Raw genomic sequence first — 25,014 nt, 5'->3', positions numbered from 1 at the left:
TCAGGTCTCGGCGGGAGGAGGGGCGGCCGGATCGTCGGGAGGCGAAGCCTCAATAGGGAAGAGATCGTCGAGCGGGAACGGGGCGGCCTCGAAGGGCGGCAGGACCACGTCGCCGCCGCGCTCCACGGTGCCGAGGAGCAGCCAGTGGTCACCCACAAGCGCAAAGCCTTCGAGTACGCCGTTGGCGGGATCGAGCAGCCAGAGGTGACCGACGCCGAACTCGGCATAAATCCGCCGTTTCGGCCCGCGGTCGAGCCGAGTGGTCGACGGTGACAGGATCTCGCAGACCCAGTCGGGCGAAGTTTCGATGAAGGCGGTCTTCGGGATCACCGGCAGGCGTTCGAGGCGCCAGCCGGCGAGGTCGGGCACGACCACGTGCGGCCCGAGATGAAGCTCGGGCTCGATCATGAAAATCCAGCCGCCCGGGCCGCCGCGCCCGCGGGAGAATGGGCGATCCAGTTCACCCGAGAGCCGCGCCGACGCGATGCTGTGCAGCGGCCGCGGCCGCGGATGGGTCTCCAGCACCCCATCGACGATCTCGGCCACGAGGTGGTCCGGCACCGCCTCGAGGTCGGCATAGGTGGCCCAACGCGGCGCGGCCTCGGCCATGAGGAGCCTCAGTTGAAGCTCTCGGGATCGAGGCTCTCGGCCTCCATCCCGGCGCGGATGCGCGCGAAGGCCTCCTCCTCGGACATCTCGGTCTCGCGGGCATAGACCACGGCCGCCTGCCGGGCGAGGTCGATGAACAGGCGCCCCCAGGTCGCCGGGTCGTCGAAGGAGCGGCGCAGCGCGATGCTCACCGCGCCGTCGACCACGGCGGCGCGCAGGACCTCGATGCCGCCCTGCTCCAGGGCGTCGGGCGGGATGTCGAGGGCCTCGAAGCGGGGCGCGTCGTCGGTCATCGGGGTCACCGGTAGCAGACGGCCTTGGCCGCCTCGATCACCTCGGCGACGTTCGGCAGGGCGAGCTTTTCGAGGTTCGCCGCGTAGGGCATCGGCACGTCCTTGCCGGTGATGCGCAGGACCGGGGCGTCGAGGTAGTCGAAGGCATCGACCATCAGGCGCGCGGCGATCTCGGCGCCGATTCCGGATTGCGGGAAGCCTTCCTCCACGGTGATGCAGCGGCCGGTCTTCTTCACCGAGGCCACCACAGTCTCGGAATCCATCGGCCGGATGGTGCGCAGGTCGATCACCTCGGCCTCGATTCCCGCCTCGGCGAGTTCGTGGGCGGCCTTGAGGGCATAGGTCATGCCGATGCCGAACGAGACGATCGTCACGTCCTTGCCTTCGCGATGCACCTTGGCCTTGCCGATCGGCACCGTGAAGTCGTCGAGCTTCGGTACCGGGAAGGACTGGCCGTACAGGATCTCGTTCTCGAGGAAGACCACCGGGTTCGGATCGCGGATGGCGCTCTTGAGCAAACCCTTCGCGTCGGAGGCAGTGTAGGGCATCACCACCTTCAGGCCCGGCACGTTGGAGTACCAGGCGGCGTAGTCGTGGCTGTGCTGGGCGCCGACCCGGGCCGCGGCGCCGTTGGGGCCGCGGAACACGATCGGGCAGCCGAGCTGGCCGCCGGACATGTAGAGGGTCTTCGCCGCCGAGTTGATGATCTGGTCGATCGCCTGCATGGCGAAGTTGAAGGTCATGAACTCGACGATCGGCCGCAGGCCGGTGAACGCAGCGCCGACGCCGACGCCGGCAAATCCATGCTCGGTGATCGGCGTGTCGACGACGCGCTTCGCGCCGAATTCCTGCAACAGCCCTTGCGTGATCTTGTAGGCGCCCTGGTACTCGGCGACCTCCTCGCCCATCACGAAGACCTTGTCGTCGCGGCGCATCTCCTCGGCCATCGCGTCGCGCAGGGCCTCGCGGACGGTCTGGGTCACCATCTCGGTGCCCTCGGGGATCTCGGCCATCGCCGGATCCTGGCCGCGATTGGTGATCACCGCCGGGGAGGCCGGCGTCTCGACCGGCTTGTCGTCCTCGGTCTTGGCGGCGGGGGCGGGGCGCTCGGCCTGGCCCTCGGCGTGCATGTCGGGGGCCGGGGCCTTCTGGCCCTCCTGCTTGTCCTTGCCGTTCGGCTTTGCTCCGCCCGCCTGCACGCCCTTGGGGTCCTCGCCCTCCTCGGCGAGCACCGCGATCGGGGTGTTGACCGCGACGTTGTCGGTGCCGTCGGCGACCAGGATCTTGGCGAGCACGCCCTCGTCGACCGCCTCGACCTCCATGGTCGCCTTGTCGGTCTCGATCTCGGCCAGGATGTCGCCGGCCTTGACCGGGTCACCCTCCTTCTTGAGCCACTTCGCGAGCTTGCCCTGCTCCATCGTCGGCGAGAGGGCGGGCATCAGGATGTCGGTCGGCATGGGGGACTCTGTCGATCCGGGAGAGGGGCGCGCCCGGGCGCCGGCCAGGGGCGGGAGAGCCATCCGCGTCGCCGCGGACGGCCAGAGCGGCAGCAGCGCTAGAGCAGGATGTCGGTCCAGAGCTCGGACGGATCCGGCTCGGGATCGCTGGTGGCGAAGTCCGCCGATTCGTTCACGATCTCCCGCACCTTGGCGTCGACCGCCTTGATCTCGTCCTCCGCCACCTTGTGGGCTCCGAGCAGGCGCTTGCGGACCTGTTCGATCGGGTCGGATTCCTCGCGCATGCGGGCAACCTCGTCCTTGGTCCGGTACTTGGCCGGGTCGGACATCGAGTGGCCGCGGTAGCGGTAGGTCTGCATCTCGAGGATGTAGGGGCCTTCGCCGTCGCGGGCATGGGCGATGGCCCGGGTCGCCGCCTCGCGCACGGCGCGCACGTCCATGCCGTCGACCTGCTCGCCCGGGATGCCGAAGGAGACGCCGCGCTTGGAAAAATCGGTCTGGGCCGAGGCCCGCGAGACCGAGGTGCCCATGGCGTAGCGGTTGTTCTCGATCACGTAGACCACGGGCAGCTTCCACAGCTGCGCCATGTTGAAGCTCTCGTAGACCTGGCCCTGGTTGGCCGCGCCGTCGCCCATGTAGGTCAGGCTCACGGCGCCGTCGCCGCGGTACTTGTTGGCAAAGCCGATGCCGGTGCCGAGCGACACTTGCGCGCCGACGATGCCGTGGCCGCCATAGAAGTTCTTCTCGCGGGAGAACATGTGCATCGAGCCGCCCTTGCCGCGGGAATAGCCCCCCCGGCGGCCGGTCAGCTCGGCCATCACGCCCTTCGGCTCCATGCCGCAGGCCAGCATGTGGCCGTGGTCGCGGTAGCCGGTGATGACCTGGTCGCCGTCCTTCGAGGCCATCTGGACCCCGATCACCACGGCTTCCTGGCCGATATAGAGGTGGCAGAAGCCGCCGATCAGGCCCATCCCGTAGAGCTGGCCGGCCTTCTCCTCGAAGCGGCGGATCAGCAGCATCTCGCGATAGGCGTGCAGGTCCTCGTCGCGGCTGAAGGCCGGCACGTTCGAGGCCGTGGGCGGCGGGGCCGCCTTCTCGCGGGTCTTGTCGCTCCCGCGGCGCGCCTCTTTCGCGGCATCCATCGGCACCCTCCCGGCTGCATCCCTGTTGGGACCGTTTCTAGGGCAGGTGGCCGCGCAAATCGAGCGGTTCGGGACGGAAAGCCGCCGGCTTCGGGCGTCTTGTTCGTGTCTCTTGGCGGCTTTCAGGGGTTGATGATGACGACGTCGTTGGGGTGGACGCGGCCGAGCACGACCCGGGCCCGCTCCTCCAGGAGGTCGCGATCGATCTGGTCGCTGCGCAGCAGGGCGACGCGCCGCTCCCACTCGGCCCGGTCGGCCTTGGTGGCGTCGAGATCCTGCTGGAGGCCGTAGGCCTGGATCTTCAAGGCCCGCTTGGCTTCGAGGCCGCGATTTCCGCTCTCGGCCTCGTGCAGAAAGTAGCCGACCACGAGGATCGACACGGCGTAGAGGCCGAGCGGCAACAGGACGGCACGGGCGCGACGACGGACTACCATGCGGGAGAGGATGGGGCGGGAGGGTTAAGGAAGGCGTAAAGTGGGACCGGCGACCTGCCTTGACAGGGAATGCGGAAACTGGCGAATCTGTATCCTGTAGGATACGATGACGCATGGTCGAGATCCGCCGAACCGCCACCTACGCTGCCTGGATCGACGGCCTGCATGATCGGCGGGCGGCTGTGAGGATCGAGGCCCGCATCAACCGGATGCGCCTGGGCAATCCGGGGGATGTGAAGCCCGTGGGCGAGGGCGTCTCGGAGATGAGGATCGACTACGGCCCTGGATACCGGGTCTACTTCGTCCAGCGCGGGACGACCTTGGTCATCCTGTTGTGCGGCGGGACCAAGAGCAGCCAGGAGCGAGATATCCGGACTGCCAAGTCCCTCGCGAAGGAGGTGTGACGATGCCGCTGGAGACCCTTCCGCACGATACGGCGGAGCATCTGAGAACCGACGAGGACGTCGCCCTGTACATCGAGGCTGTCCTTGAGGACGGCGACCCGGCGCTGATCCGCGATGCCATCGGGATCGTCGCCCGGGCCCGCGGGATGAGCCAGATCGCCCGCGAGGCGGGCCTGAGCCGCGAGAGCCTGTACAAGGCGCTCTCGCAGTCCGGCAATCCGAGCTTCGAGACGGTGAGGGCGGTGTTGCAGGCGCTGGGCCTCCAGCTCAGCGTGAAGCGAGCCGACAAGCCGGCGGCGTAACGCGAGACATCACCCGCAGGGGCTCACGCAGCTCCCCGCCACGCCGCCGGCGTGAGGCCGGTCGCCTGGGCGAAGCGGCGGGTGAAGTGGCTCTGCGAGGCGAAGCCGCAGGTCAGCGCGATCTCGGCGAGGCTCATGCGTCCTTCCGCCAGCAGCGCCTTGGCCCTGGCGATCCGCCGCTCGGTCACGTAGCGGTGCGGCGGCACGCCGAAGCTCGCCTTGAACATCTTGGCGAAGTGGAAGGTGCTGAGACCCGCCTCGTCGGCCAGCACCTCGAGGGTCAAGGCCTCGACGAGGCGCGCCTCGATCAGTTCCGCGATCTGGCGCCGGGTGGCGGGCGCGAGGCCGCCCGTCACCGCCCGCGCACCGCGGCCGGCATGGCGCCGCAGCAGGGCGTGGAGAAGGTGGCAGGCGCTCCCGAGCGCCATCCGGTCGGCGCCCGCCCCCCAGTCGAGGGGCAAGACGGCGCCGCGCATCAGCATCGCGGTGGCGGGATCCTCGGCGAAGGTCAGCTCGCGCAAGGCGATCGTGCGGGGATCGACGTCCAGCGCGCTCACCGCCTGGTAGGCCAGGATCTCGGGCGCGACGTAGAGGTGGAGCATCCGTAAGCGACCGCCGATCAGCCACCGGCTCTCGTGGCCGGCCGGCAGCAGGCAGAGCTTGTCCGGCCCGCCGCCCGAGACCGCGCCGTCCTCCCGCACCACGCCCTCGCCGCCTTCGAGATAGAGGCTCAGGGTGTGGTGGTCCGGCCGGTCGTAGCGGGCGCGGTTGTCGCGGTTGTGCCACTCGGCGAGCGACAGCCCGCGCCCGATCTCGGCCTTGCGCAGGAGCGCCGCGCCGGTGCGGGACAGGGCGTCGTGGACGTCGGGATTCGGCTCGGTCACTTGAATGGGCCAGGAGGAAGCTCGCAGCGAGACCGTAGGGGGCGCCCGGGAGGTCCGGCAACCGGGTCCGCAGCCGTGACGGGGCCGAAAACCCCAAGAATGGACAACGCAGCCGCCGGAACCGGGAAGCCCGCGGGATCGCGGCCGGCCTATGCCGGGCGCTCCAGCCCACCGGGACCCGACACGCCGTGACCGCCTTCCTCTACGCCCTGACCATCCTCATCTGGGGCACGACCTGGATCGCCATCAAGCACCAGCTCGGCGCCGTCGCCTTCGAGGCGTCGATCGCCTATCGCTTCGCGCTGGCCGGCGCGGTGCTGGCCTGTGCCCTGGCCCTTACCGGGCGGCTCAAGCCCATCCCGTGGCGGCACCAGCCCTTCGTGCTGCTGCAGGCGCTCTGCCTGTTCTCGTGCAACTTCGCCTGCTTCTACCTTGCCACGCGCTCGGTCCCGAGCGGGATCGTCTCGGTGGTGTTTTCCGCCGCCACCATCTTCAACGTCGCCAACGCCTATGTCTTCCACCGCCGCCGCCCGGCGCCGCGGGTGCTCGCCGGAGCGGTGATCGGGCTTGTCGGCATCGCCTGCCTGTTCCGGGACACGCTGGTGAGCACCGCCCTCGACCGGGACACCGCGATCGGGCTCGGCCTGGCGCTTCTCGGCACCTGGTTCTTCTCGGCCGGCAACCTCGTCTCGGCCCGCAACCAGCGCCACGGGCTCCCCGTCGCCACGGTGAATGCCTACGGGATGCTCACCGGCGCCGCGCTCGTGGCGATCGTCGCGGCGTTGCGCGGCGTACCGTTCGGCTTCGATCCGTCGCCCGCTTACATCGGGGCGCTCCTCTACCTCGCCATCCCCGGCTCGGTGATCGGCTTTACCGCCTATCTGACGGTGGTGCACCGGATCGGCCCCGAGAGGGCCGCCTACATGACCGTGCTGTTTCCGGTCGTGGCGCTGACGATCTCGGTCTTTGCCGAAGGCTACCGGGTGACGCCGCTCGCCGCCCTCGGCTTCGCCCTGGTGCTCGCCGGCAACGTCGCGGTGTTCGTGCCCCTTCAGGCCCTGCGCGCGCAACGAAAAGGCCGCCCGGAGGCGGCCTGCAAGGCATGACGCTGTCATGAGCGGGGAGGGGCCTTCGACGCCCCTCCCCTGAGAAAAGCTCAGCCGATCTTCAGCGCGCCGCGGCCGAGATAGCGGGCCTGGGTACCGAGGCCTTCCTCGATGCGGATGAGCTGGTTGTACTTCGCCAGTCTGTCCGAGCGGGCGAGCGAGCCGGTCTTGATCTGCCCGCAATTGGTCGCGACGGCGAGGTCGGCGATGGTCGCGTCCTCGGTCTCGCCCGAGCGGTGCGACATCACCGCGGTGTAGCCGGCGCGGTGGGCCATGTCGACGGCGGCGAGCGTCTCGGTGAGCGAGCCGATCTGATTGACCTTCACCAGGATCGAGTTCGCCGTGCCCTTGGCGATGCCCTCCGACAGGCGGGTGACGTTGGTCACGAACAGGTCGTCGCCGACGAGCTGGCAGCGGTCGCCGACCTTGTCGGTGAGCGCCTTCCAGCCGGCCCAGTCGTCCTCGGACATGCCGTCCTCGATCGACAGGATCGGGTAGGAATCGACGAGCTTCGCCAGGTAGCTCGCCTGGGCCTCCGGGTCGCGGGTCTGGCCCTCGCCCTCGTAGACGTAAGCACCGTTCTTGAAGAACTCGGTGGCGGCGCAGTCGAGCGCCAGCACGATGTCGCGGCCCGGCTCGAAGCCGGCGGCGCGGATCGAATCCATCACGAAGTCGAGCGCGGCTTCCGCCGAGGGGAGGTTGGGGGCAAAGCCCCCCTCGTCACCCACGTTGGTGTTGTGGCCGGCCTTCTTCAGGGCGCCCTTGAGGGTGTGGAACACCTCGGCGCCCCAGCGCACCGCCTCGGCGAGCGAGTCGGCGCCCACCGGCATGATCATGAATTCCTGGAAGTCGATCGGGTTGTCGGCATGCGCGCCGCCGTTGATGATGTTCATCATCGGCACCGGCAGGATCCGCGCCTGGGTGCCGCCGACATAGCGGTAGAGCGGCAGGCCGGAGGCCTCGGCGGCGGCCTTGGCGACGGCGAGCGAGACGCCCAGGATCGCGTTGGCGCCGAGACGCGCCTTGTTCGGGGTGCCGTCGAGCTCGATCATCGCCTCGTCGATGGCGGCCTGCTCCTCGGCATCCATGCCGCCGATGGCGTCCAGGATCTCGCCGTTGACCGATTCGAGGGCCTTCAGCACGCCCTTGCCGCCGTAGCGGGACTTGTCGCCGTCGCGCAGCTCCACCGCCTCGTGGGCGCCGGTCGAGGCGCCGGAGGGGACGGCGGCGCGGCCGAACGAGCCGTCCTCCAGGAGGACGTCGACCTCGACGGTGGGGTTGCCCCGGCTGTCGAGGATCTGGCGGGCGGCGATGTTGGTGATCGCGGTCATGAGAGGATCTCTCGGGCAGGCTCTACGGCGTTCGCGCGGCTTATCGGCCAAGACGCCGCCTGCGGCAAGCCGTCCATGGGTGGGGAAGCGGCATCGTGCCCATGGGGCATGCAGGCGGAAGCGAAGCCCGGGGTGATCCGCGCGCGGTTTCGCACGGGCCCGCGCGGGTCTATACGGCGGCCATGACCCAAGACATGTCGCAACACGCCCGCCAACTCGGGCAGCTCAGCGCCCAGCCGCGCTCGCCCGACGAGGCCCAGCTCGACCGCGTGCCGAACCCGCACCCGGACACCGATTACTGCGCCCGCTTCACCGCGCCGGAATTCACCTCGCTCTGCCCGGTGACCGGCCAGCCCGACTTCGCCATCCTGGTGATCGACTACGTGCCGGACCAGTGGCTGGTCGAGTCGAAGTCGCTGAAGCTGTACCTGCACAGCTTCCGCGATCACGGCGCCTTCCACGAGGATTGCACCGTCGGGATCGGCCGCCGGCTGACCGCGCTCCTGGAGCCGCGGTATCTCCGCATCGGCGGCTACTGGTACCCGCGCGGCGGCATCCCGATCGACGTGTTCTGGCAGACCGGCACCCCGCCGGCCTCGGTCTGGCTGCCCGACCAGGGCGTGCCGCCCTACCGGGCCCGCGGCTGACACAACAAGAAGGGCGGCCGGGTCACCCCGGCCGCCCTCTATCAACTCATTGTCGCGTCAGGCTTCAGTAGCCGTAGCCATATCCGTAGGCCGGGGCCGGGGCACCGTAGCCATACCCGTAGCCGTTGCGGCGGGCCGCATCGGCCGCAGCCGCGGCGCCGATCGCCCCCACGGCGGCACCGGCGATGCCGAGGCCGACCGCGGCGCCCGGCGAGATGCCGCGGCGGCGCCCACCATAGGCGTAGGGCCGGCCGGCATAGCCGCGGCCATAGCCGTAGCCGTGGTGATGGCCGTAGCCGTGACCGCGCCACCCTTGAGCCTGCGCCGGCGAGGGCGCGACGGTGGACACGGCGCCGAGGGCGACGGCGAGGGCCGGAATGATCGCCAGCTTGCGCATCGTTGATCTCCTGCTTTCGTTCAAGCCATATGACCCCGATAACGAGCGCGGATGGGAAGGGTTCCCGTAATCGTGCTACCCGGGGCCGCCCGCCTGCGCTGCGGCGGACCGGAGATTCGGCGCCCGCAACGGGGGGACGTGACTGTCGCTGATCCTGCCGGGCGACGCCTGAACTCGGGCTGAACTTGACGCCCGGCCGGATCGTCAGCCGGCGCGGGCGAGGCGCCGGGCGGTGGCGAGCCCGAGGACCAGGATCGCGACGGCGCAGAGGCTCAGCGCCGGCAACTGGCCGAGGGCGTCGAGGCCGAGTCCCATCACGGCGACGCCGAGCGCCTGGCCGCAGAAGAACGAGAAGGCGTGGAGCGCCACCGCCGAGGCCCGGGCCTCCGGCGCCACCTCGGTCACCTGCACCTGGAAGGTGTTGTGCAGCATGTAGAAGCCGAGGCCGAGCGCCGTGAGCGCCGCCGCATCGGCCTGCCAGGAGCCGGCGAGGCCGACGACGAGAAGCGCGCCGCCGGAAACCGCACCGCCCGCCATCAGCATCCGGGTCTGGCCGAGGAAGCGCAGCAGCAGCCCGACGGTGAGCGAGTAGGCGAGCCCCCCGGCGGCAAAGCCCGCGAGCACCAGGCCTGCCTCCTTCGGCCCGCCCTCGCCGCGCGCCTCGATCAGGTGGGCGAGGTGCGGGAAGATGCCGAACACCGCGATCGCCTCGACGAAGACGGCGGAGAACAGCACCCGGGCGCGGGGATTGCGCAGGATGGCGCGATAGCGCGTGAGGGCGGGCGCGAGGGCGAACCGGCCCCCGGGCGCGCGCAGGCGCCGGGCGAAGCCGAGGGCGACGCCGAGAAGACCCAGGGCCCCGACCCCGGCGGCGAGGCCGAACACCCCGCGCCAGCCGATCGCGCCCTCGATCAGCCCGGCGATGGTGGAGCCCGACAGCTGGCCGAGGATCACCGCGACGAGGAAGCGGCCGATCGCCACCTGGCGCTGCGCCATCGGGATGCGGTCGCCCATCATGGCGAGCGAGAGCGGGATCACCCCGCCGGCCGCCGCCCCGGCGAGCATGCGCAGGCCGAACAGGGTGCCGATGTCGTGAGCGACGATGCAGGCCGCCAGCGCCAGGGTCAGCACGAACAGGCAGGCCACCACCACCCGCTCCTTGCCGAGCGCGTCGCCGACCGGCCCGAGCACCGGCTGGATCAGCGCGTAGGGCAGGGCGAAGGCGGTGGAGAGGAGCGCCACGGTGGCGGGCGGGCTCGCGAGGTCGCGCGCCAGAACGCCGACCAGCGGCTCGACCACCCGTCCGGCGAAGGTGCTGGCGAAGCCCCCGGCGGCCAGGACCGCGATCAGGCGGGAGGGCGAATCGGGCTGCGACGCCCCGGCCCTGGGCGTCTCTGCGGCCTGCATCGCCGCCGCCCCGTCAGCCGCCGACCCCTTCCGATCCCCGCGCTTTGGCCAACCGGTCGAAGGCCCGGAGCTCGGCCAGCAGCGCCGGCATCTGGCGCAACGGCACCATGTTGGGCCCGTCGGAGGGGGCCCGGTCGGGATCGGGATGGGTCTCGATGAACACGCCCGCGACCCCCACCGCCACCGCGGCCCGGGCCAGCACCGGCACGAATTCCCGCTGACCGCCCGAGGTGGCACCCTGGCCGCCGGGCTGCTGCACCGAGTGGGTGGCATCGAACACCACCGGCAGGCCGCCGCTCACCCCCGCCATGATCGGCAGGGCGCGCATGTCCGAGACCAGGGTGTTGTAGCCGAAGGAGGCGCCGCGCTCGGTCAGCAGCACGTTGGGGTTGCCGGCCCCGGTGATCTTGGCCGCGACATGGGCCATGTCCCAGGGGGCGAGGAACTGCCCCTTCTTGACGTTGACCACCCGGCCGGTGGCCGCGGCGGCCAGGAGCAGGTCGGTCTGCCGGCACAGGAAGGCCGGGATCTGCAGGATGTCGACCGCCTCGGCCGCGGCTGCGCAGTGGCCGGGCTCGTGCACGTCGGTGACGACCGGCAGCCCCAGGGTCTCGCGGATCTCGGCGAAGATCGGCAGCGCCTGTTCGAGGCCGAGGCCGCGGCTCGATCCGGCCGAGGTGCGGTTGGCCTTGTCGAACGAGGACTTGAAGACGAGGCCGATGCCGAGTTGCGCCGTCATCTCCTTGAGGGCGCTCGCGACCTCGAGGGCGTGGTCCCGGCTCTCCAGGGCGCAGGGCCCGGCGATCAGGCTCAGCGGCAGATGGTTGCCGAACCGGACGGAGCCGGCGGCGACGGTGACGGGCGAGGCGGCGGGCGAGGGGGATGCGGTCGGCATGATGGGTGAGGCGTAGCGGGTTTCGGCGGGCGCGGGAAGGTGGTGATGTGGAGTCGCGCCTGCGTCTGCGGGAGGGGTGCTTTGTCGAACGCGATGGCGGCGCCGCCGGGTCTTCGATCGTGCTGGCTCATCTCAGCGTGATCATTCCGGTTCACCACCGCGCCTACGGCGGGGCTCGCCGGCGAAAGGAAATGGCGCGGGTCCTCTCTCTCCCCGCCCGCGGGGAGAGAGAGGACCCGCGCTATTCTCGTCTCGAAGGCTTCCCGGACAGTCCTGTGCCTGCGGGGAACACGTCTTCTGGAAGCTGTCGATCCACCTCACGTTTTACGACGTCGAAGAGCGCACCGACGTTTCCGCTCCGTTCTCGGCAAGCCACAGAGCCCGTCGAAACCGGTCCGGGACAGACGGAGCGGATTTCCCATCACGCGAGAAGTCACCCCGAAAGCGGCTCCGGCCAGCGCATGGCCTCGTTTCCGGTATTTGACAAACGTCCATCATAGGAGAAAATCGCACCCGGACAGGAGCCCCGCCATGCCATCCCGACCCGACCTCCCATCCCCGGGAGCAGCCCGATGACCGGCGCGGCTCTCCTCTGTCTCGTCGCCGGGGCGGCCCTGGTGGTGCAGAACGCCCTGATGGGGGCGATCGTGGCACGGGGCACCGGGCTGACCGGGGCGCTTCTGTGCAACTCGCTGGTCGGGCTGTCGCTGCTCGGGCTGGTCGAGGTCTGGCGCAGCGGGCCGGCCTTCCCGCTGCGGCTGGCGGAACGGGCGGAGCCGTGGTTCCTGGTGCCGGGGCTGCTCGGCACGCTGGTCGTGGCCGCGAGCCTCTACGGCTACCGGCAGCAGGGCGCGACCGTCACGGTGGCGCTGGTGGTGGCGGGGCAGCTCACGGCGGGGATCGCCGGCGACGCGATGGGGCTCACCGGCCGCAAGGGCGGCCTCGGTCCGGAGACGTGGATCGGGGCGGCGCTGCTGGTCGCCGGCGCGGTCCTGATCCTGCGGGGGCGGGGGTCGGCCTGAGAGAGTGGGTCGGCCTGAATGAAAGAGGGGGGATCCCCCCTCGCGTCAGCCCCGGCCGCCCCGGGGCGCCTCGGCGGAGACGGCCGAGACGAGGCCGTCCGGCGCAGCCCCCGGGCCGAGCAGGTTGACGGCCACGTGGAGGCCGATGGCGGGTCCGAAGACCAGGGCCAGCATGAGAAGAAGGACAACCACGACGCTGCGGTCGCGGGTGGCGGCGGCGCCGGAGCGGGCGCCCGTCGTCATCAGGGTCATGGCTCACCTCGTTCGACCGGCCGCATCGGCGCCGGTCGCGGGCGAGCCCGATCAGCGATCAGGCGCGTGTCACGCGAGGCGGTACCGAGGCGGCGCGGTCCGTCGACTACTGTCGCTGGGCATGGGGGATGAAGGATTCCGGTGATGCCGCGCACGGCCGAGTCGTCGGCCGCCCACGGACGAGGGCCACATGCGTGCGAACCCCCGCCGCGTCAAGGGGCAGGGCGCGGTTTTCCCCCACCGTGGAGGCAGGGTCACGCCGGGCGCAAGGCGTGCGCGGTCCCGGGGCGCCGGCCGCACGGGACGATTGAACCCTTTGTCCTCGCCGCATTTGTTTGTCACAAGCCGGACGATCCCCCCACCTCGTGCCGCGATGCCGGCACCGAACCCGAAAAGACCAGCCCGCCCTCCATGCCCGATCCCGTGCCTTCCCCCACCGACGACGCGGCCCCGGTCCCGACCGGCGTGCCGGGCCTCGACAGCATCCTGGAGGGGGGATACGCGGCCAACCGCGCCCACCTGGTCGAGGGGCGTCCGGGCTCCGGTAAGACCACGCTGGCGCTGCAATTCCTCCGCGACGGGGCGCGGCTCGGCGAGCGCTGCCTCTACATCACCCTGTCGGAGAGCCGGCGCGAGCTGGCCTCGGTCGCCGCCCGCCACGGCTGGTCGCTCGACGGGATCGAGATCTTCGAGCTGGTCCCGCCCGAGCTGAGCCTCGATCCGCGCCAGCAGCAGAGCCTCGTCCATTCCTCCGATCTCGAGCTCGGCGAGACCGTGCGGCTCGCCGTCGCGGAGATCGACCGGGTCAAGCCGCAGCGGGTGGTGTTCGACAGCCTGTCGGAGATCCGTCTGTTGTCCCAGGGCTCGCTGCGCTACCGCCGCCAGGTGCTGGCGCTCCGCAGCTACCTGCTGATCCACGACACCACCGCGCTCCTCCTCGACGACCTCACCGCCGAGCAGGACGACCTCAACCTACACAGCCTCTGCCACGCGGTGATCCGGCTCGAGCAGCTCGCCCCGCTCTATGGCGGCGAGCGCCGGCGCCTGCGGGTGATCAAGATGCGGGGTACGCATTTCCGCGGCGGCTACCACGATTTCGTCATCCGCCGCGGCGGCCTCGTGGTCTTTCCGCGGCTGATCGCGGCCGAGCACGGCCACCCCTACGCCATCGACCGCCTCGGCAGCGGCAATCCGGGCCTCGACGCGCTCCTCGGCGGCGGGCTCGACCGCGGCACCAGCACGATGCTGCTCGGGCCCTCGGGGGTCGGCAAGTCCTCGACCGCGCTCGCCTACCTGACGGCGGCTTTGGCGCGCGGCGAGCGCGGGCTGATCCTGAGCTTCGACGAGCCGACCGGGATCCTGATGCGCCGGGCCGCCGGCCTCGGCATGGACCTGACGGAGGCGGTCGCGCAGGGGAGCCTCACGGTCGAGCAGATCGACCCGGCGGAGGTCTCGCCGGGCGAGCTCGCCGCGATGGTGCGCGACGCCGTCGAGCGCGAGGGCGTGCGCCTCGTCCTGATCGACTCGCTCACCGGCTACCAGAGCGCGATGCCGGGCGAGCAGTACCTGCTGCTGCAGATGCACGAGATCCTGACCTACCTGAACCAGCAGGGCGTGACGACGCTGCTCGTGCTGGCCCAGCACGGGCTCGTCGGGCAGATGTCGTCGACGGTCGATCTCACCTATCTCAGCGACACCGTGGTGCTGTTCCGGTTCTTCGAGGCGGACGGGCACTTGCGCCGGGCGGTCTCCGTCGTCAAGAAGAGGGTGGGGCCGCACGAGGACACCATCCGGGAACTTCGGATCGACGGCGACGGTTTGCGGGTCGGCGAGCCGCTGGCGGGCTTCCGGGGCGTCCTGACGGGCGTGCCGAGCTACCACGGGGCGCTCGGCCGCCTGCTGGCCGAGAGCGAGACTTCCCCTTCGGGATCGGCCGGGCCGGGACAGCGATGAGAGAGAGTGATCCCCCGGTCCTGATCCTCGCCCCCGCCGGGCGCGACGCCGCGGTGGCGGCCAGCATCCTGGACGAGGCCGGCCTGCGGGCGGAGGTCTGCGCCGACCTGCCGGATCTGGTCGCCCGGCTCGCCGAGGGCAGTTGCGCCGTCCTCACCGAGGAGGCCCTGCGCGCCTCCGACCGGCACGGGCTCGCCGCCTATCTCGCCGGGCAGGAGCCGTGGTCGGATTATCCCTTCGTGCTGCTCACCCTGCGGGGCACCCCGCCGGATGCCCGGCTGATGGAGTCGCTGGGCAACGTCACCCTGCTGGAACGGCCGTTCCACCCCGCCACCCTGGTCACCGCGGCGCGCTTCGCCGTGCGGGCGCGGCGGCGCCAGCGCGAGGCGGCGGCCTTCCTGCACGAGCGCCAGCAGACCTCCGAGCGCCAGGCCCTGCTGATCCGCGAGCTGCACCACCGGGTGAAGAACACGCTCGCCACCGTGCAGGCGCTGCTCGGCGCCTCGGCGCGGGGCGCCACCAGCGTCGACGAGTTCTACCAGGGCTTCTCGGCCCGGGTGATCTCGCTCGCCAAGACCCACAACCTCCTGACGGAGGATTACTGGCAGATGGCCTCGCTCCAGGAGATGCTGGAGAACGAGCTCGGCCCCTACAACGACGAGGCCGGCAAGCGCATCACGCTGAAAGGCCCCCTGGTCGAGCTCACCGCCGACCTCGCGGTGCCGACCGGCATGGCGATCCACGAACTGACCACCAACGCCGCCAAGCACGGCGCCCTCTCGCTACCCGAGGGGCGCATCGCCGTGACCTGGGCCGTCGACCAGGGCGAGACCGGCCGGCGCCTGCGCCTCGACTGGACCGAGCGCGGCGGCCCGCGCACCGCGGAGCCGACCCGCAAGGGTTTCGGCTCGACCCTGCTGCAGCGGGTGCTCACCATGCAGTGCGGCGCCGACATCCGCTTCGACTTCAAGCCGACCGGCCTGCATTTCCGCATGGAGGCGCCGCTGGTCGAGCACCGGACGGTGCCGCATTATTGAAGCGTGCTCGGCTCGTAGCGCCACTCCATCATTGTCGCAGGCGTCGACGCATCTCTACGTCATCCCGGGGCTCGACGAAGTCGAGAACCCGGGATCCTTAACCGCGGACGTTTCAGGAAACAGCGACCAGCGTTCCGCTTCGTCCTGAACCATCAGCGGTTATGGGATCCCGAGTTCCGCTGTCGCGGCCCCGGGATGACGATGGGGGGTTCGAGAACTGTAGAAGCCAGACAGACAGGCTCTCTGACGATCACCCCGTCCCGGGCAGGAGCACCGCCGCCACCGCCTCGGGCGTCGCGAACAGGTGGGCCGGCCCCGCGGCGGCGAGCGCCTGCGCCCGTGTATAGCCCCAGGTCACCGCCCCGAAGGCGAGGCCCGCCTGCGTCGCGGCGTGGTGGTCGCGCAGCTCGTCGCCGAGGCACAGCACGGTGGCGGGGGAGACGCCGATGTCACGCACCACGGCCCGGAACCGCCGCGCCTTGCCGAACAGGGCCGCGCCGCAGGCGTAGCGGCCGATCAGGCCGGTACATTCCGGGCCGAGCACCCGGCGCACCACGTCCTCGCGGTTCGAACTGACGAGGGCCAGGTCGAGCCCGCCGGATCGAAGCCGGGCGAGCAGGCCGGGAATGCCGGGGAAGAGCGACAGGTCGCCGGCGTCGCGGGCGACGAGGCGGCGCATGTGGCGGGCGATCAGCGGCAGCTTCCAGGCCGGCACGTGCAGATGCCGCAGCACCGCCCGCGCCTCCAGGGCCCGCAGGGTCTCGACCTCGTGCGCGGCCGGCCGGCGGAAGCCGTAGCGGTCAGCGACGCCGGGGAGCACCCGGGAGAACCACGGGAAGGTGTCGGCGAGGGTGCCGTCGAAATCGAGGATGACGACCCGGTAGGGCGGACCGGGACGGTCCGCACCCGAAGGGAGGCTGCCGGCCCGGTGCGTTACCAGCACACGCGGGGCAGGCGGCGCTTCCAGCGCTGACCGATGCGCAGGTCCTCGTCGCCGGTGCGGCGCTTTACCCGCGGGCGAATCTCGGCGTCCTCGGAGGCCTGCTGCGGCGGCGCCTCGGTCTTCGGCAATTCGATCCGCTCTTGAATCCTGTCCTGGCGCCGGGCCGCGGCCGGGACGGTGATCGGCGCGGGCGTCTGGATCGGGGCCTCGTCGGGCCAGTCCTCGGGCCACACGAAGGCCGGGCGCGGGCCGGGTGTGCGGCGGGGCGCCGACTCGGCGGTGCGGTAGCGGCGGACGCGGGGCAGCTTGGTCTCGGGCTCGGGGGCGACCTCCGGCTCGGGCTCGGGCTCCGGCGGGGCGATCAGGCTCGGCAGGACCCGCTTCGCGGGAGCAGCGGTCTTGGCGGGGGCTGCGGTCTTGGCGGGGGCGGCATCCTTGGCAGACGCCGCATCCTTGGCGGAAAAGACCTGGTCGGCAGGCTTCTCGGCGGAAGACTTGCTGAAGACCGGGAGGTCCGGCGGGTCGAAGCGGCCGGACTGGGTGGCGGCGGCGGTTTCCTCGAAGAGGCCGGTGCCGGCCCAGAGATTGCGGCCGGGGGAGGCGGGCCGGGCCTCGGGCTCGCTCGGGGCGGGCGCGCTCGCCGCCGGCTTCGCGGCGGCCGAGGGCTTGGCGGCGCCGGGGGGCTTGAAGAGCGCCTCCGCCGGATTCGAGAAGCCCATCGAGGGCTTGCCGGCGGGGCGCTCGCTCTGGGGCCGCTCGCCGTCGGGCAGGGGGGAGGTGCGGCTGCGCTTGATCTCGACCGTGAATGACGGTCTCGCGCGGTGGCGCGTCATTGAATGTCCTGAAGCGATCTGTTCGGAATCAGCAGCCCGCGGCCATGCGCGCGGGCACGATCCTCACTTAGGATGGGTGACAGGGATTGTCCATGCCAAGAATTGATAAAGTCTCAACGGAGGTCTCAGTGACGGCATCGCGATGGTCTCGCACCGGCATTGTTCTGCAGCGTGCGAGCTTTGACACAATCGTGTCCCAGTCGTCGGCCGAATCGCCGCCCCCGCGGGAGGGCCGCGCGTGACCCTCTTCGTTCTCACCGGAGCCGGCATCTCGGCCGAGAGCGGGCTCGGCACCTTCCGGGATCCGGGCGGGCTGTGGCGGCGGTTCGATCCGATGCGGCTCGCCACGCCGGAGGCCTTCGCCGCCGAGCCGGAGGAGGTCCACGCCTTCTACAACCTGCGCCGGCAGGGCGTGCGGGAGGCCGCGCCCAACGCCGCCCACGCGGCGCTCGCGCGCCTGGAGGCGGGTCTCGCGGCACGCGGCGGAACGCTCTTCCTCTGCACCCAGAACGTCGACGACCTACACGAGCGCGCCGGCACCCAAGTGGTCACCCACATGCACGGCGAGGTGATGCGGGCGCGCTGCACCGCCTGCGGCGAGGGCCGCCCCTGGCCCGGGGACCTGTCGGTCGGGACGGCCTGCCCGTCCTGCGGGCAAAGCGGCGGGATGCGCCCGGACGTGGTCTGGTTCGGCGAGGTACCGCTCCACCTCGATGCCATCGCGGAGGCCCTCGACGAATCCGACCTGTTCGTCGCCATCGGCACGTCCGGGGCGGTCTACCCGGCGGCGGGGTTCGTGGCGCGGGCGCGGGCGGCCGGGATCCCGACCCGCGAGATCAACCTCGCCCCCTCCGACACCGCCGGCCTGTTCATGGAGGCCACCTACGGCCCGGCCACGCAGGCGGTGCCGGACTTCGTCGACGGGCTCCTGCGGGGGATCGACGGAGCCGCACCGTGACGCCGCGACCGGGGCCGCATCTCCGACGATCGTCGTCGGGCCCGCGACCGTCCGCGCGGCCGACCTGCGCCCTCCGTTCCAAACATCGGGCGGGGCGTCTCACATCGCGCCGGGCCACGCGTTCGTTGCCGCCGGGCCATATCGGCCCGCATGGTCTTGTCATAGTCACGGCGCACGGAAACTCACGCGCGACCGCGCATCCATCGCCGCCGGCGATGACGTCGGGCGGTTCGGCGGTCGCCCGCTCGAGGACTTGACGGATGTCTCGGATCGCCCTGGCCCTGTTCCTGTCGTTCGCCGGCCTTGTCGCGGCGCGGGCGGCACCGGCCGAACCGGTGGCCCGGCCCCTGCCGCCGGATGTCTGCAGCGCCCTTCGGACGGCCTTCGCCGCCGCCCTCGGCTTCCCGCTCGCTTCGGGCACCCAGTCGCCGAAGACCGTCAGCGACAGCGCGCCCGCCGGCACGGCCTGCACCTTCTCGGGCCGGGCCACGGGACTCGGGCATTCCTACGCCGACGCCCTCGGCCGGCTGGAGACGATCGTGGAGGGCTGGGACCAGATCGCCGAGATCTCGGCCGACGGCCCGGAATCGACGGTGCAGGGCTACCGCAAGGACGACCGTCGGGTCGTCGTCGCCCTCGACCGGTCGCCGCCGGACGGCACCTGCGAGAACACGGTCCAGGTCCGCTGCAAGGTGCCGGCGAAACGCTGGCGCTGGACGTTCAAGGCCGCCGCCTATCGCCAGTGACGCAAAGCTCCGCTCAGGGCGCGTAGGCGCTGGCGGCCTTCGGCAGGGTCGAGGGCGGCAGCGCGCGGGCGGCGAGCGGCCGCAGGCTCGGGCGCAGCCACGGCCCCTCGATGGCGAAGCTCCCGCCCGCCCGCCCGTCGGGCCCGGGCTCGATCCTCGCCTCGGCGCCGAGCCGCCGCTCGGACAGGAAGATCCGGCCGCCGAGGCTCGCGGCGAGCGCCGCCGCGCGGATCTGGCCCTGGCCGATCTCGGCGACGCCGTCGCTCACCGTCAGGCTGACCCGGGCACGCTCGAAATGGGTGCGGCCGCCCCGGCGCAGGGCGGTGGTGGCGGAGTCGGGGCGCTGGGCGAGGTCGGCGAGGTTCACGCCTAAGATCTCCCCGCTCTCGACCGTGGCGGCGGCGCGGCCCGAGAGGCGCCGGACGAGGTCGGCGAGGCTCGATCCGGCCCCGTCGAGGGCGACCGAGGCTTGCGCCCGGCCGAGGATCCAGCGCGGCCAGCCGAGATCGGCGAAGAGGCCGCCGAGGTCGATCCGGTCGGCGCTGCCCTGGAGGCGGGCATCGAGGCCCGCCGGCAGGGCGGCGAGCGCCGCCCGCCCCTTGACGGTGCCGCCCTGCACGGTGGCGCGCCCCAGCGTCGCCTCCACGGTGCCGTCGCGCACCAGCAGGCCGGCGGCGACGTCCTGCGCCTCCACCGGGCCGAGGCGGGCCGAGGCCGCGGAGAGGCGCAGGTCGAGGTCGCCGTCCGTCAACCCGTCGAGGGCGAGCGGCGCCCGGCTCCAGGGACCGTCGGACAGTGCCTCGGGCATCAGGCCCGAGAGGTCGAGCCGCTCGGCCGCCAGGGTGCCGGTGAGGCTGAGCCGCCCCCGCACCACGGACGCAGCGCCCGCGCCCTCGAGCCGGTTGTCGCCGACCTGCACCCGGATCTCGGGCCATTCGACGGCGCCCGGGCGGGCGAGGAAGCGCCCGTCGAGGCTCACCGGGCCGGCGAGCGCGGCGGGGCCGGGGACGATCCCGAGCCAGGCCAGGGTGCCGGGCAGGGTGGAGGTGACGAAGCGGCCCTGGCCGGACAGGCGCGGGCCCGTGCCGGAGGTCTCCGTCGACGCGGCCCTGGCCGTGCCCTCGGCCTGCTCCTTGGCCGGCTCCTCGGCCCAGACCAGGCTGCCCTCGATCTCGGCGCTGCCCTCGGCGGGCCGATCGGTCCCCGCGCTCGCCCCGTTCCAGGTGAGGGCGGCGGTGACCGGGGTCTCGGCGCCGGCCGCGAGTTCGCGCGGGCGCAGTCCCGACAGGGCCAGGGTCGCCGGCACGCCGCGCCAGGTGAAGGCGGCCGACAGGTCGAGGCCGGCGGTCGGGCGCGGCCAGTTCGCCACCAGGTTGAGGCCGGTGACCGTCTCAGGGGCACCGGAGCGCGGATCGCGCCCGGTCACGGTCGCGTCGACGAGGACGAGGCGGCGCAGGTGGCGGCCCCTCCCGGCGGCGACCCGCGCGGCGAGCCGCGCCGCCGGCTCGGCCCAGTCGCTCCATGCGTGCGGCGGCAGGGCGATCCGGGCCCGTTCGAGGACGAGGCCGGTGATCTCGGCCCGGCCGGCGAGGAGCCCGGCGAGGCCGAGCTGCACCTGCAGGCCGTCGCTCGCGACGAGGTCGTGGCCGGCGCGGCTGAGCCGCACCTCGGAGAAGGTCAGGCGCGGGGCCGGCAGCAGCGTCAGGGTGGCGGGGCCGGCGACCGCCAGGCCGAGGCCGTAGCGCCGCGCCAGGTCCCGCTCCGCGAAGGCGGCCGCCTGCGGGGCCGCGATCGTCCAGGACAGGGAGGCGGCCGCGACCGCGAGCGCCGTGACGACGGCGCCGCTGAGGGCCAGGGTGGTTCGGCGCGACATCGCTCTCCGGCAGCCGGCGTGGACGAGAACTCGTGCGCCCCCCCGGGCCGCCGTCCCGGCGGCCTCTTCGAGAGCCTGCCGGCGGCATCCGCCTTCCCGTGTCCCCTATAATCCCTCGCGCACGGCTTGTCTCCCCGGCATGGTTTGCCGCGTGGCGTGCACCGCTCCGGCAGCGGGACATTTTCCTCTCCCCGCCCGGTGGTGCGGCGGCGCAACGATGCTAAACAGGGCGGCGAGGCGCCGCATCCGTGCGGGACCGAGGGCGCTTCAGCCCCGGCGGTGCCGGAAATTTGAGGAAACGAGGGATGAAGAAGGTATACCCCGACGCCACCGCCGCCCTGGCGGGCGTCCTGCGGGACGGCATGACGATCATGGCCGGCGGCTTCGGCCTCTGCGGCATTCCCGACGTCCTCATCGACGCTGTGCGCGAGAGCGGCGCCAAGGACCTCACGGTCATCTCGAACAATGCCGGCATCGACGGCGTCGGCCTCGGCGTCTTGCTCGAGACGCGCCAGATCAAGAAGATGATCTCGTCCTATGTCGGCGAGAACAAGACCTTCGCCAAGCAGTACCTCGCCGGCGAGCTCGAGATCGAGTTCAACCCGCAGGGCACGCTGGCCGAGCGCATCCGCGCCGGCGGCGCCGGCGTCCCGGCCTTCTTCACCAAGACCGGCGTCGGCACCCTGATCGCCGAGGGCAAGGAGACCCGGGAGTTCGACGGCGAGACCTACGTAATGGAGCGCGGCCTGTTCGCCGACGTCTCGCTGGTCCATGCCTGGAAGGGCGACCACGAGGGCAACCTCGTCTACCGGAAGACCGCCCGCAACTTCAACCCGATGATGGCCACCGCCTCGCGCATGACCATCGCGCAGGTCGAGCACCTGGTGCGCCCGGGCGAGATCGACCCGGACCACATCATCACCCCCGGCGTGTTCGTGAAGCGGATGATCCACGTCCCGAACGCGCAGAAGCGCATCGAGCAGCGCACGACCCGCAAGCGCAGTGAAGCCGCGCCGAACGCCGAGCCCGCGCCCGCCCCGACGGGCGGCGGCGCCATCTAAAACGAGCGAGACAGGAGACCACCATGGCTTGGACCCGCGACCAGATGGCGGCCCGCGCCGCCCGCGAGCTTCAGGACGGCTTCTACGTCAATCTCGGCATCGGCATCCCGACGCTGGTGTCGAACTACATCCCCGAGGGGATGTCGGTGCAGCTCCAGTCCGAGAACGGGATGCTGGGCATGGGCCCGTTCCCCTACGAGGGCGAGGAGGATCCCGACCTCATCAACGCCGGCAAGCAGACCATCACCGAGCTGCCGACCACGAGCTACTTCTCGTCGTCGGATTCCTTCGGGATGATCCGCGGCGGCCATATCGACCTGTCGATCTTAGGGGCCATGCAGGTGGCCCAGAACGGCGATCTGGCCAACTGGATGATCCCCGGCAAGATGGTGAAGGGGATGGGCGGCGCGATGGATCTCGTCGCCGGCGTCAAGAAGGTCGTCGTGGTGATGGAGCACGTCGCCAAGGCCAAGGACGGCTCGGAATCCCCGAAGCTGCTCGAGGCCTGCGACCTGCCGCTCACCGGCACCCACGTCGTCGACATGGTGATCACCGATCTCGGCGTCTTCACCATCGACAAGAAGGGTGACGGCGGCATGAGCCTGGTGGAGCTCGCCGACGGGGTGACCGAGGACGAGGTGCGGGCGAAGACGCAGGGTCAGTATCGGGTGGCGCTGAAGAACAGCTGATCACCATACTACATCGGGATTGAGAGCTCGAAGTAAAGCTCTTCCCCCTCTCCCGTGTGGGAGAGGGGATCCCACGCTATATTCTCGAATATTGATCGATAATTAGTGCTGCCCCGGATACGCCGCATCCAGCACAAACGGATACGGCCCGTCGAACGCCTCGACATAGACCATGTGGCTCACGATTCCCGTCTCCGGCGTGTAGCGGTGGAGCAGGTAGGCCGGCGGCTCGAAGACCAGGGCGCCGTCGTGCTCCGGTGTGAGATCGAAGGCGACCTGGTGAGTCACGCTCGGGGCGATCTGCGCGATCGTGCCGGCGTAGCGGGTGACGATCGGCCGGTGGTGGTGGCCGCACAGGATCCGCTCGATGCAGGTCTCACCGGCGATCAGCCGCCGGAACGGCGCCTCGCCGTCGAGGAGCCGGATCTCGTCCATGTGGACGAGCCCGCACTCGAAGGGCGGGTGGTGCATGAAGACCAGGGTCGGGCGGCCGTCGCCGCCGGCGAGCGCCCGTTCGAGGAAGCCGAGGCGCTCGGTGCAGAGCGCGCCGTGGCTCGCGCCCGCCACCAGCGTGTCGAGGGCGATCAGGCGGACCGGGTGATCCTCGACGGTGTACTGGATGAAGCCGTCCGTCGCGCCGGGCATCCAGGCCGCCGGCAGGACCTCGCGCAGGGTCTCGCGCCGGTCGTGGTTGCCGGGGATGACGTAGATCGGCATCGGCAGGCGCGCGAGCAGGCCGCGCAGCTCCTCGTATTCTTCCGCAAGCCCGCAATCGGTGAGATCGCCGGAGATCAGCACCAGGTCGGGCCGGGGATCGAGGGCGATGAGGTGGGCCACCGCGCGGGCGACCATCCGGTTGGTCTCGGAGACCCGGTAGGCCGGCAGCCCGCGGGGGCGCACGTGCAGGTCGGTGATCTGGGCGATGAGCATGGAATTCGTCCGGCACTCGGGGGCAATGGGCCCCGTCCCGGGCGTCGTCCAGGACGGGGAGGCGCGTCAGCGCGAGGCGGTCACTCGGCGCCCGGCAGGCGGAGCGCAGTGTCCTCGACGTAGGGGCGCATCAGGGCATCGGCGGCCTTCTGGGCGGCGGTGAGCGCCTCCTTCGGCTGGCGCTTGCCCGCGAGCACGGCCTGCAGCTCGTCCTCGATCGCCTTGCGCACCGGCACGGTGCGGTAGGTGGCGAACCACGGCTGGGCGTTGGCGAGTTGGTCCACCGCGATCCTGGCGTCGGGGTTCTTCTCCAGGAAGGCCTTCATCTCAGCTAAGTCGTAGGCCGCCTTGTTGGGGGCGAAGTAGCCCGTGGCGCGGCTCCACCAGCCCGACTTCTGGGGCGAGGTCAGCCACTGGATCAGGGTCCAGCCGGCGGCGCGCTTCTCGGGCGAGAGGCCGGTCGGCTGCACCAGCGAGGCGCCGCCGATCGGCACCGCCTGGCGCACGTTCATCGGCACGAAGGCGACCTTGAACGGGAACTTGGCGGTGTCGCGGATAAAGGTGAGCGAGCCGGTCGAGATGATCATCATCGAGGCCTGGCCGGCCAGGAACGCGCCGGTCACCGCCGGGCCCTTCTGCTCGCCGGACGGATGCACCTTGGCCTTGTGGACGAGGTCCGACCAGAAGGTGAGGGCGCCGAGCATCGTCGGGGTGTCGTAATAGACCTCGCCGCCGTAATCGCGGTTGTAGTATTGCCCGCCATTGGACATCGTCAGGGCTTCGAGGATCCAGCCGCCGTAATCGTAGTTCGAGGGCATCATCAGGCCCCAGCGGGTGGTGCGGTCGCCCTCGCGCTTCGTCAGCTTGCGGGCGGCGTCATACAGCTCGGCCCAGGTCCGCGGCGGCTTGTCGGGGTCGAGACCCGCTTCCTTGAAGTGGTCGGCGTTGATGTAGAGCAGAGGCGTCGAGTTGTGGAACGGCACGCCGTAGACCTTGCGGTCGATGACGGAATTGGGAAGGAGCGCCGGGAAGAACTGGCCGGTGAAGGCGTCCTGGCTCTTGCCGTCCTTGGCGATCAGGTCGTCCATCGGCGCGATCTCGTGCTCGATCGCCAGATCGGTGAGGAAGTTCGCCGACATGATGACCGCCGCCGGCGGCTTGCCGGCCTTGATCGCCGCGCGGGTCTTCAGGAGCGTGTCGTCGTAGGAGCCGGTGAAGACCGGAACCGCCTTGATGTCGGGGTGGGAGTCGTTGAACTCCTTGATCAGCCCCGACATGTTGCGGGCGAGCGCCCCGTCCACCGGGACCGGGAAGAACAATTCGATGTCGGTCGCGAGCGCGGGGCGCGGCGCGGCGAGGCCGGCCGCCGCCACGAGGGCAAGGGCGGCGCCCTTCCACCAGGAAATCAT

27 protein-coding genes are annotated in these 25,014 nt (G+C 71.2%); 11 read left to right on the top strand and 16 right to left on the bottom strand.

The features are described 5' to 3' along the window. The 5 genes from AC3AOF_RS24090 to AC3AOF_RS24070 form a co-directional block, all read right to left on the bottom strand. Entirely contained in the window at nt 1-609 is a 609-nt protein-coding gene (locus AC3AOF_RS24090) for a Uma2 family endonuclease (protein WP_236988469.1), read from the bottom strand. An 8-nt stretch (nt 610-617) separates the two neighbouring features. Further along, a complete protein-coding gene (locus AC3AOF_RS24085) occupies nt 618-902 on the bottom strand; it encodes a DUF5076 domain-containing protein (RefSeq protein WP_064504246.1) in 285 nt (94 codons plus the stop codon). 5 nt (nt 903-907) lie between these two features. After that, nucleotides 908-2,359, bottom strand: coding sequence for a pyruvate dehydrogenase complex E1 component subunit beta (locus AC3AOF_RS24080; RefSeq protein ID WP_236988470.1), 1,452 nt, complete (start codon nt 2,357-2,359; stop codon nt 908-910). Nucleotides 2,360-2,457: 98 nt separating this feature from the next. Beyond that, nucleotides 2,458-3,501 carry a pyruvate dehydrogenase (acetyl-transferring) E1 component subunit alpha gene (gene pdhA, locus AC3AOF_RS24075; RefSeq protein ID WP_488346705.1) on the bottom strand — a complete coding sequence of 348 codons (1,044 nt, stop codon included), beginning with the start codon at nt 3,499-3,501 and terminating at the stop codon, nt 2,458-2,460. Nucleotides 3,502-3,623: 122 nt separating this feature from the next. Next, complete coding sequence (locus AC3AOF_RS24070) at nt 3,624-3,935, bottom strand: FtsB family cell division protein (RefSeq protein ID WP_236988471.1); 312 nt, start codon at nt 3,933-3,935, stop codon at nt 3,624-3,626. Nucleotides 3,936-4,048: 113 nt separating this feature from the next. Between AC3AOF_RS24070 and AC3AOF_RS24065 the strand changes: the two genes are divergently transcribed. Both AC3AOF_RS24065 and AC3AOF_RS24060 read left to right on the top strand, forming a co-directional pair. After that, nucleotides 4,049-4,339, top strand: coding sequence for a type II toxin-antitoxin system RelE/ParE family toxin (locus tag AC3AOF_RS24065; protein ID WP_236988472.1), 291 nt, complete (start codon nt 4,049-4,051; stop codon nt 4,337-4,339). A 2-nt stretch (nt 4,340-4,341) separates the two neighbouring features. Next, on the top strand, nt 4,342-4,641 hold the full coding sequence (locus AC3AOF_RS24060) for an addiction module antidote protein (RefSeq protein WP_236988473.1): 300 nt from the start codon (nt 4,342-4,344) through the stop codon (nt 4,639-4,641). A gap of 23 nt (nt 4,642-4,664) precedes the next feature. On the opposite strand, the gene AC3AOF_RS24055 is transcribed toward AC3AOF_RS24060, so the two are convergent. Then, on the bottom strand, nt 4,665-5,525 hold the full coding sequence (locus AC3AOF_RS24055; RefSeq protein WP_488346704.1) for a helix-turn-helix transcriptional regulator: 861 nt from the start codon (nt 5,523-5,525) through the stop codon (nt 4,665-4,667). A 188-nt stretch (nt 5,526-5,713) separates the two neighbouring features. Here AC3AOF_RS24055 and AC3AOF_RS24050 point away from each other — a divergent pair, with 188 nt between their 5' ends. After that, complete coding sequence (locus AC3AOF_RS24050) at nt 5,714-6,631, top strand: DMT family transporter (RefSeq protein ID WP_236988475.1); 918 nt, start codon at nt 5,714-5,716, stop codon at nt 6,629-6,631. 50 nt (nt 6,632-6,681) lie between these two features. Here AC3AOF_RS24050 and eno read toward each other — a convergent pair whose 3' ends face one another. Further along, nucleotides 6,682-7,962, bottom strand: coding sequence for a phosphopyruvate hydratase (gene eno / locus AC3AOF_RS24045; RefSeq protein WP_236988476.1), 1,281 nt, complete (start codon nt 7,960-7,962; stop codon nt 6,682-6,684). 194 nt (nt 7,963-8,156) lie between these two features. Here eno and queF point away from each other — a divergent pair, with 194 nt between their 5' ends. After that, the gene (gene queF / locus AC3AOF_RS24040) at nt 8,157-8,609 is read left to right on the top strand and encodes a preQ(1) synthase (RefSeq protein ID WP_236988477.1); all 453 of its coding nucleotides are present in this window, start codon (nt 8,157-8,159) and stop codon (nt 8,607-8,609) included. Nucleotides 8,610-8,673: 64 nt separating this feature from the next. Here queF and AC3AOF_RS24035 read toward each other — a convergent pair whose 3' ends face one another. From AC3AOF_RS24035 to kdsA, 3 genes are all read right to left on the bottom strand, one after another. Further along, on the bottom strand, nt 8,674-9,006 hold the full coding sequence (locus tag AC3AOF_RS24035) for a hypothetical protein (RefSeq protein WP_236988478.1): 333 nt from the start codon (nt 9,004-9,006) through the stop codon (nt 8,674-8,676). A gap of 204 nt (nt 9,007-9,210) precedes the next feature. Next, on the bottom strand, nt 9,211-10,413 hold the full coding sequence (locus AC3AOF_RS24030) for an MFS transporter (protein WP_488346703.1): 1,203 nt from the start codon (nt 10,411-10,413) through the stop codon (nt 9,211-9,213). Nucleotides 10,414-10,426: 13 nt separating this feature from the next. Then, the gene (gene kdsA / locus AC3AOF_RS24025) at nt 10,427-11,308 is read right to left on the bottom strand and encodes a 3-deoxy-8-phosphooctulonate synthase (RefSeq protein ID WP_488346702.1); all 882 of its coding nucleotides are present in this window, start codon (nt 11,306-11,308) and stop codon (nt 10,427-10,429) included. Between the two features lie 572 nt (nt 11,309-11,880). Here kdsA and AC3AOF_RS24020 point away from each other — a divergent pair. Beyond that, nucleotides 11,881-12,330, top strand: a complete 450-nt coding sequence (locus AC3AOF_RS24020) for a DMT family transporter (RefSeq protein ID WP_236988481.1) — start codon at nt 11,881-11,883, stop codon at nt 12,328-12,330. Nucleotides 12,331-12,375: 45 nt separating this feature from the next. Here AC3AOF_RS24020 and AC3AOF_RS24015 read toward each other — a convergent pair whose 3' ends face one another. Next, entirely contained in the window at nt 12,376-12,582 is a 207-nt protein-coding gene (locus tag AC3AOF_RS24015) for a hypothetical protein (RefSeq protein WP_236988482.1), read from the bottom strand. Between the two features lie 411 nt (nt 12,583-12,993). Between AC3AOF_RS24015 and AC3AOF_RS24010 the strand changes: the two genes are divergently transcribed. Next, entirely contained in the window at nt 12,994-14,535 is a 1,542-nt protein-coding gene (locus tag AC3AOF_RS24010; RefSeq protein ID WP_236988483.1) for an ATPase domain-containing protein, read from the top strand. Beyond that, nucleotides 14,532-15,572: a sensor histidine kinase gene (locus AC3AOF_RS24005; protein WP_236988484.1), complete on the top strand. Its 1,041-nt coding sequence runs from the start codon at nt 14,532-14,534 to the stop codon at nt 15,570-15,572. The genes AC3AOF_RS24010 and AC3AOF_RS24005 overlap by 4 nt, the downstream gene beginning before the upstream one ends. 250 nt (nt 15,573-15,822) lie before the next feature. On the opposite strand, the gene AC3AOF_RS24000 is transcribed toward AC3AOF_RS24005, so the two are convergent. Together AC3AOF_RS24000 and AC3AOF_RS23995 are read right to left on the bottom strand one after the other, a co-directional pair. Further along, a complete protein-coding gene (locus tag AC3AOF_RS24000) occupies nt 15,823-16,515 on the bottom strand; it encodes an HAD hydrolase-like protein (protein ID WP_236988485.1) in 693 nt (230 codons plus the stop codon). Further along, nucleotides 16,506-17,348, bottom strand: a complete 843-nt coding sequence (locus AC3AOF_RS23995) for a hypothetical protein (protein WP_236988486.1) — start codon at nt 17,346-17,348, stop codon at nt 16,506-16,508. The genes AC3AOF_RS24000 and AC3AOF_RS23995 overlap by 10 nt, the downstream gene beginning before the upstream one ends. A gap of 238 nt (nt 17,349-17,586) precedes the next feature. Between AC3AOF_RS23995 and AC3AOF_RS23990 the strand changes: the two genes are divergently transcribed. Both AC3AOF_RS23990 and AC3AOF_RS23985 read left to right on the top strand, forming a co-directional pair. Beyond that, nucleotides 17,587-18,306 (top strand): NAD-dependent deacylase, encoded by a 720-nt coding sequence (locus AC3AOF_RS23990; RefSeq protein ID WP_488346701.1) that lies wholly within the window; start codon nt 17,587-17,589, stop codon nt 18,304-18,306. Nucleotides 18,307-18,566: 260 nt separating this feature from the next. Continuing rightward, on the top strand, nt 18,567-19,052 hold the full coding sequence (locus tag AC3AOF_RS23985) for a hypothetical protein (RefSeq protein ID WP_236988488.1): 486 nt from the start codon (nt 18,567-18,569) through the stop codon (nt 19,050-19,052). Between the two features lie 13 nt (nt 19,053-19,065). On the opposite strand, the gene AC3AOF_RS23980 is transcribed toward AC3AOF_RS23985, so the two are convergent. Further along, on the bottom strand, nt 19,066-20,925 hold the full coding sequence (locus AC3AOF_RS23980; RefSeq protein WP_488346700.1) for an AsmA family protein: 1,860 nt from the start codon (nt 20,923-20,925) through the stop codon (nt 19,066-19,068). Nucleotides 20,926-21,230: 305 nt separating this feature from the next. Here AC3AOF_RS23980 and AC3AOF_RS23975 point away from each other — a divergent pair, with 305 nt between their 5' ends. Next, complete coding sequence (locus AC3AOF_RS23975; protein WP_488346699.1) at nt 21,231-21,986, top strand: CoA transferase subunit A; 756 nt, start codon at nt 21,231-21,233, stop codon at nt 21,984-21,986. Nucleotides 21,987-22,009: 23 nt separating this feature from the next. Further along, nucleotides 22,010-22,675: a 3-oxoacid CoA-transferase subunit B gene (locus AC3AOF_RS23970; RefSeq protein ID WP_236988491.1), complete on the top strand. Its 666-nt coding sequence runs from the start codon at nt 22,010-22,012 to the stop codon at nt 22,673-22,675. 102 nt (nt 22,676-22,777) lie between these two features. On the opposite strand, the gene AC3AOF_RS23965 is transcribed toward AC3AOF_RS23970, so the two are convergent. Both AC3AOF_RS23965 and AC3AOF_RS23960 read right to left on the bottom strand, forming a co-directional pair. Continuing rightward, a complete protein-coding gene (locus tag AC3AOF_RS23965; protein ID WP_236988492.1) occupies nt 22,778-23,605 on the bottom strand; it encodes a phosphodiesterase in 828 nt (275 codons plus the stop codon). 80 nt (nt 23,606-23,685) lie between these two features. Next, nucleotides 23,686-25,014, bottom strand: a complete 1,329-nt coding sequence (locus tag AC3AOF_RS23960) for an ABC transporter substrate-binding protein (RefSeq protein WP_488346698.1) — start codon at nt 25,012-25,014, stop codon at nt 23,686-23,688.

The organism is Methylobacterium sp. 142-1Y, from assembly GCF_057747795.1.
The sequence above is the reverse complement of the archived record's forward strand: the minus strand, read 5'-3'. Positions and strand labels throughout refer to the sequence as shown.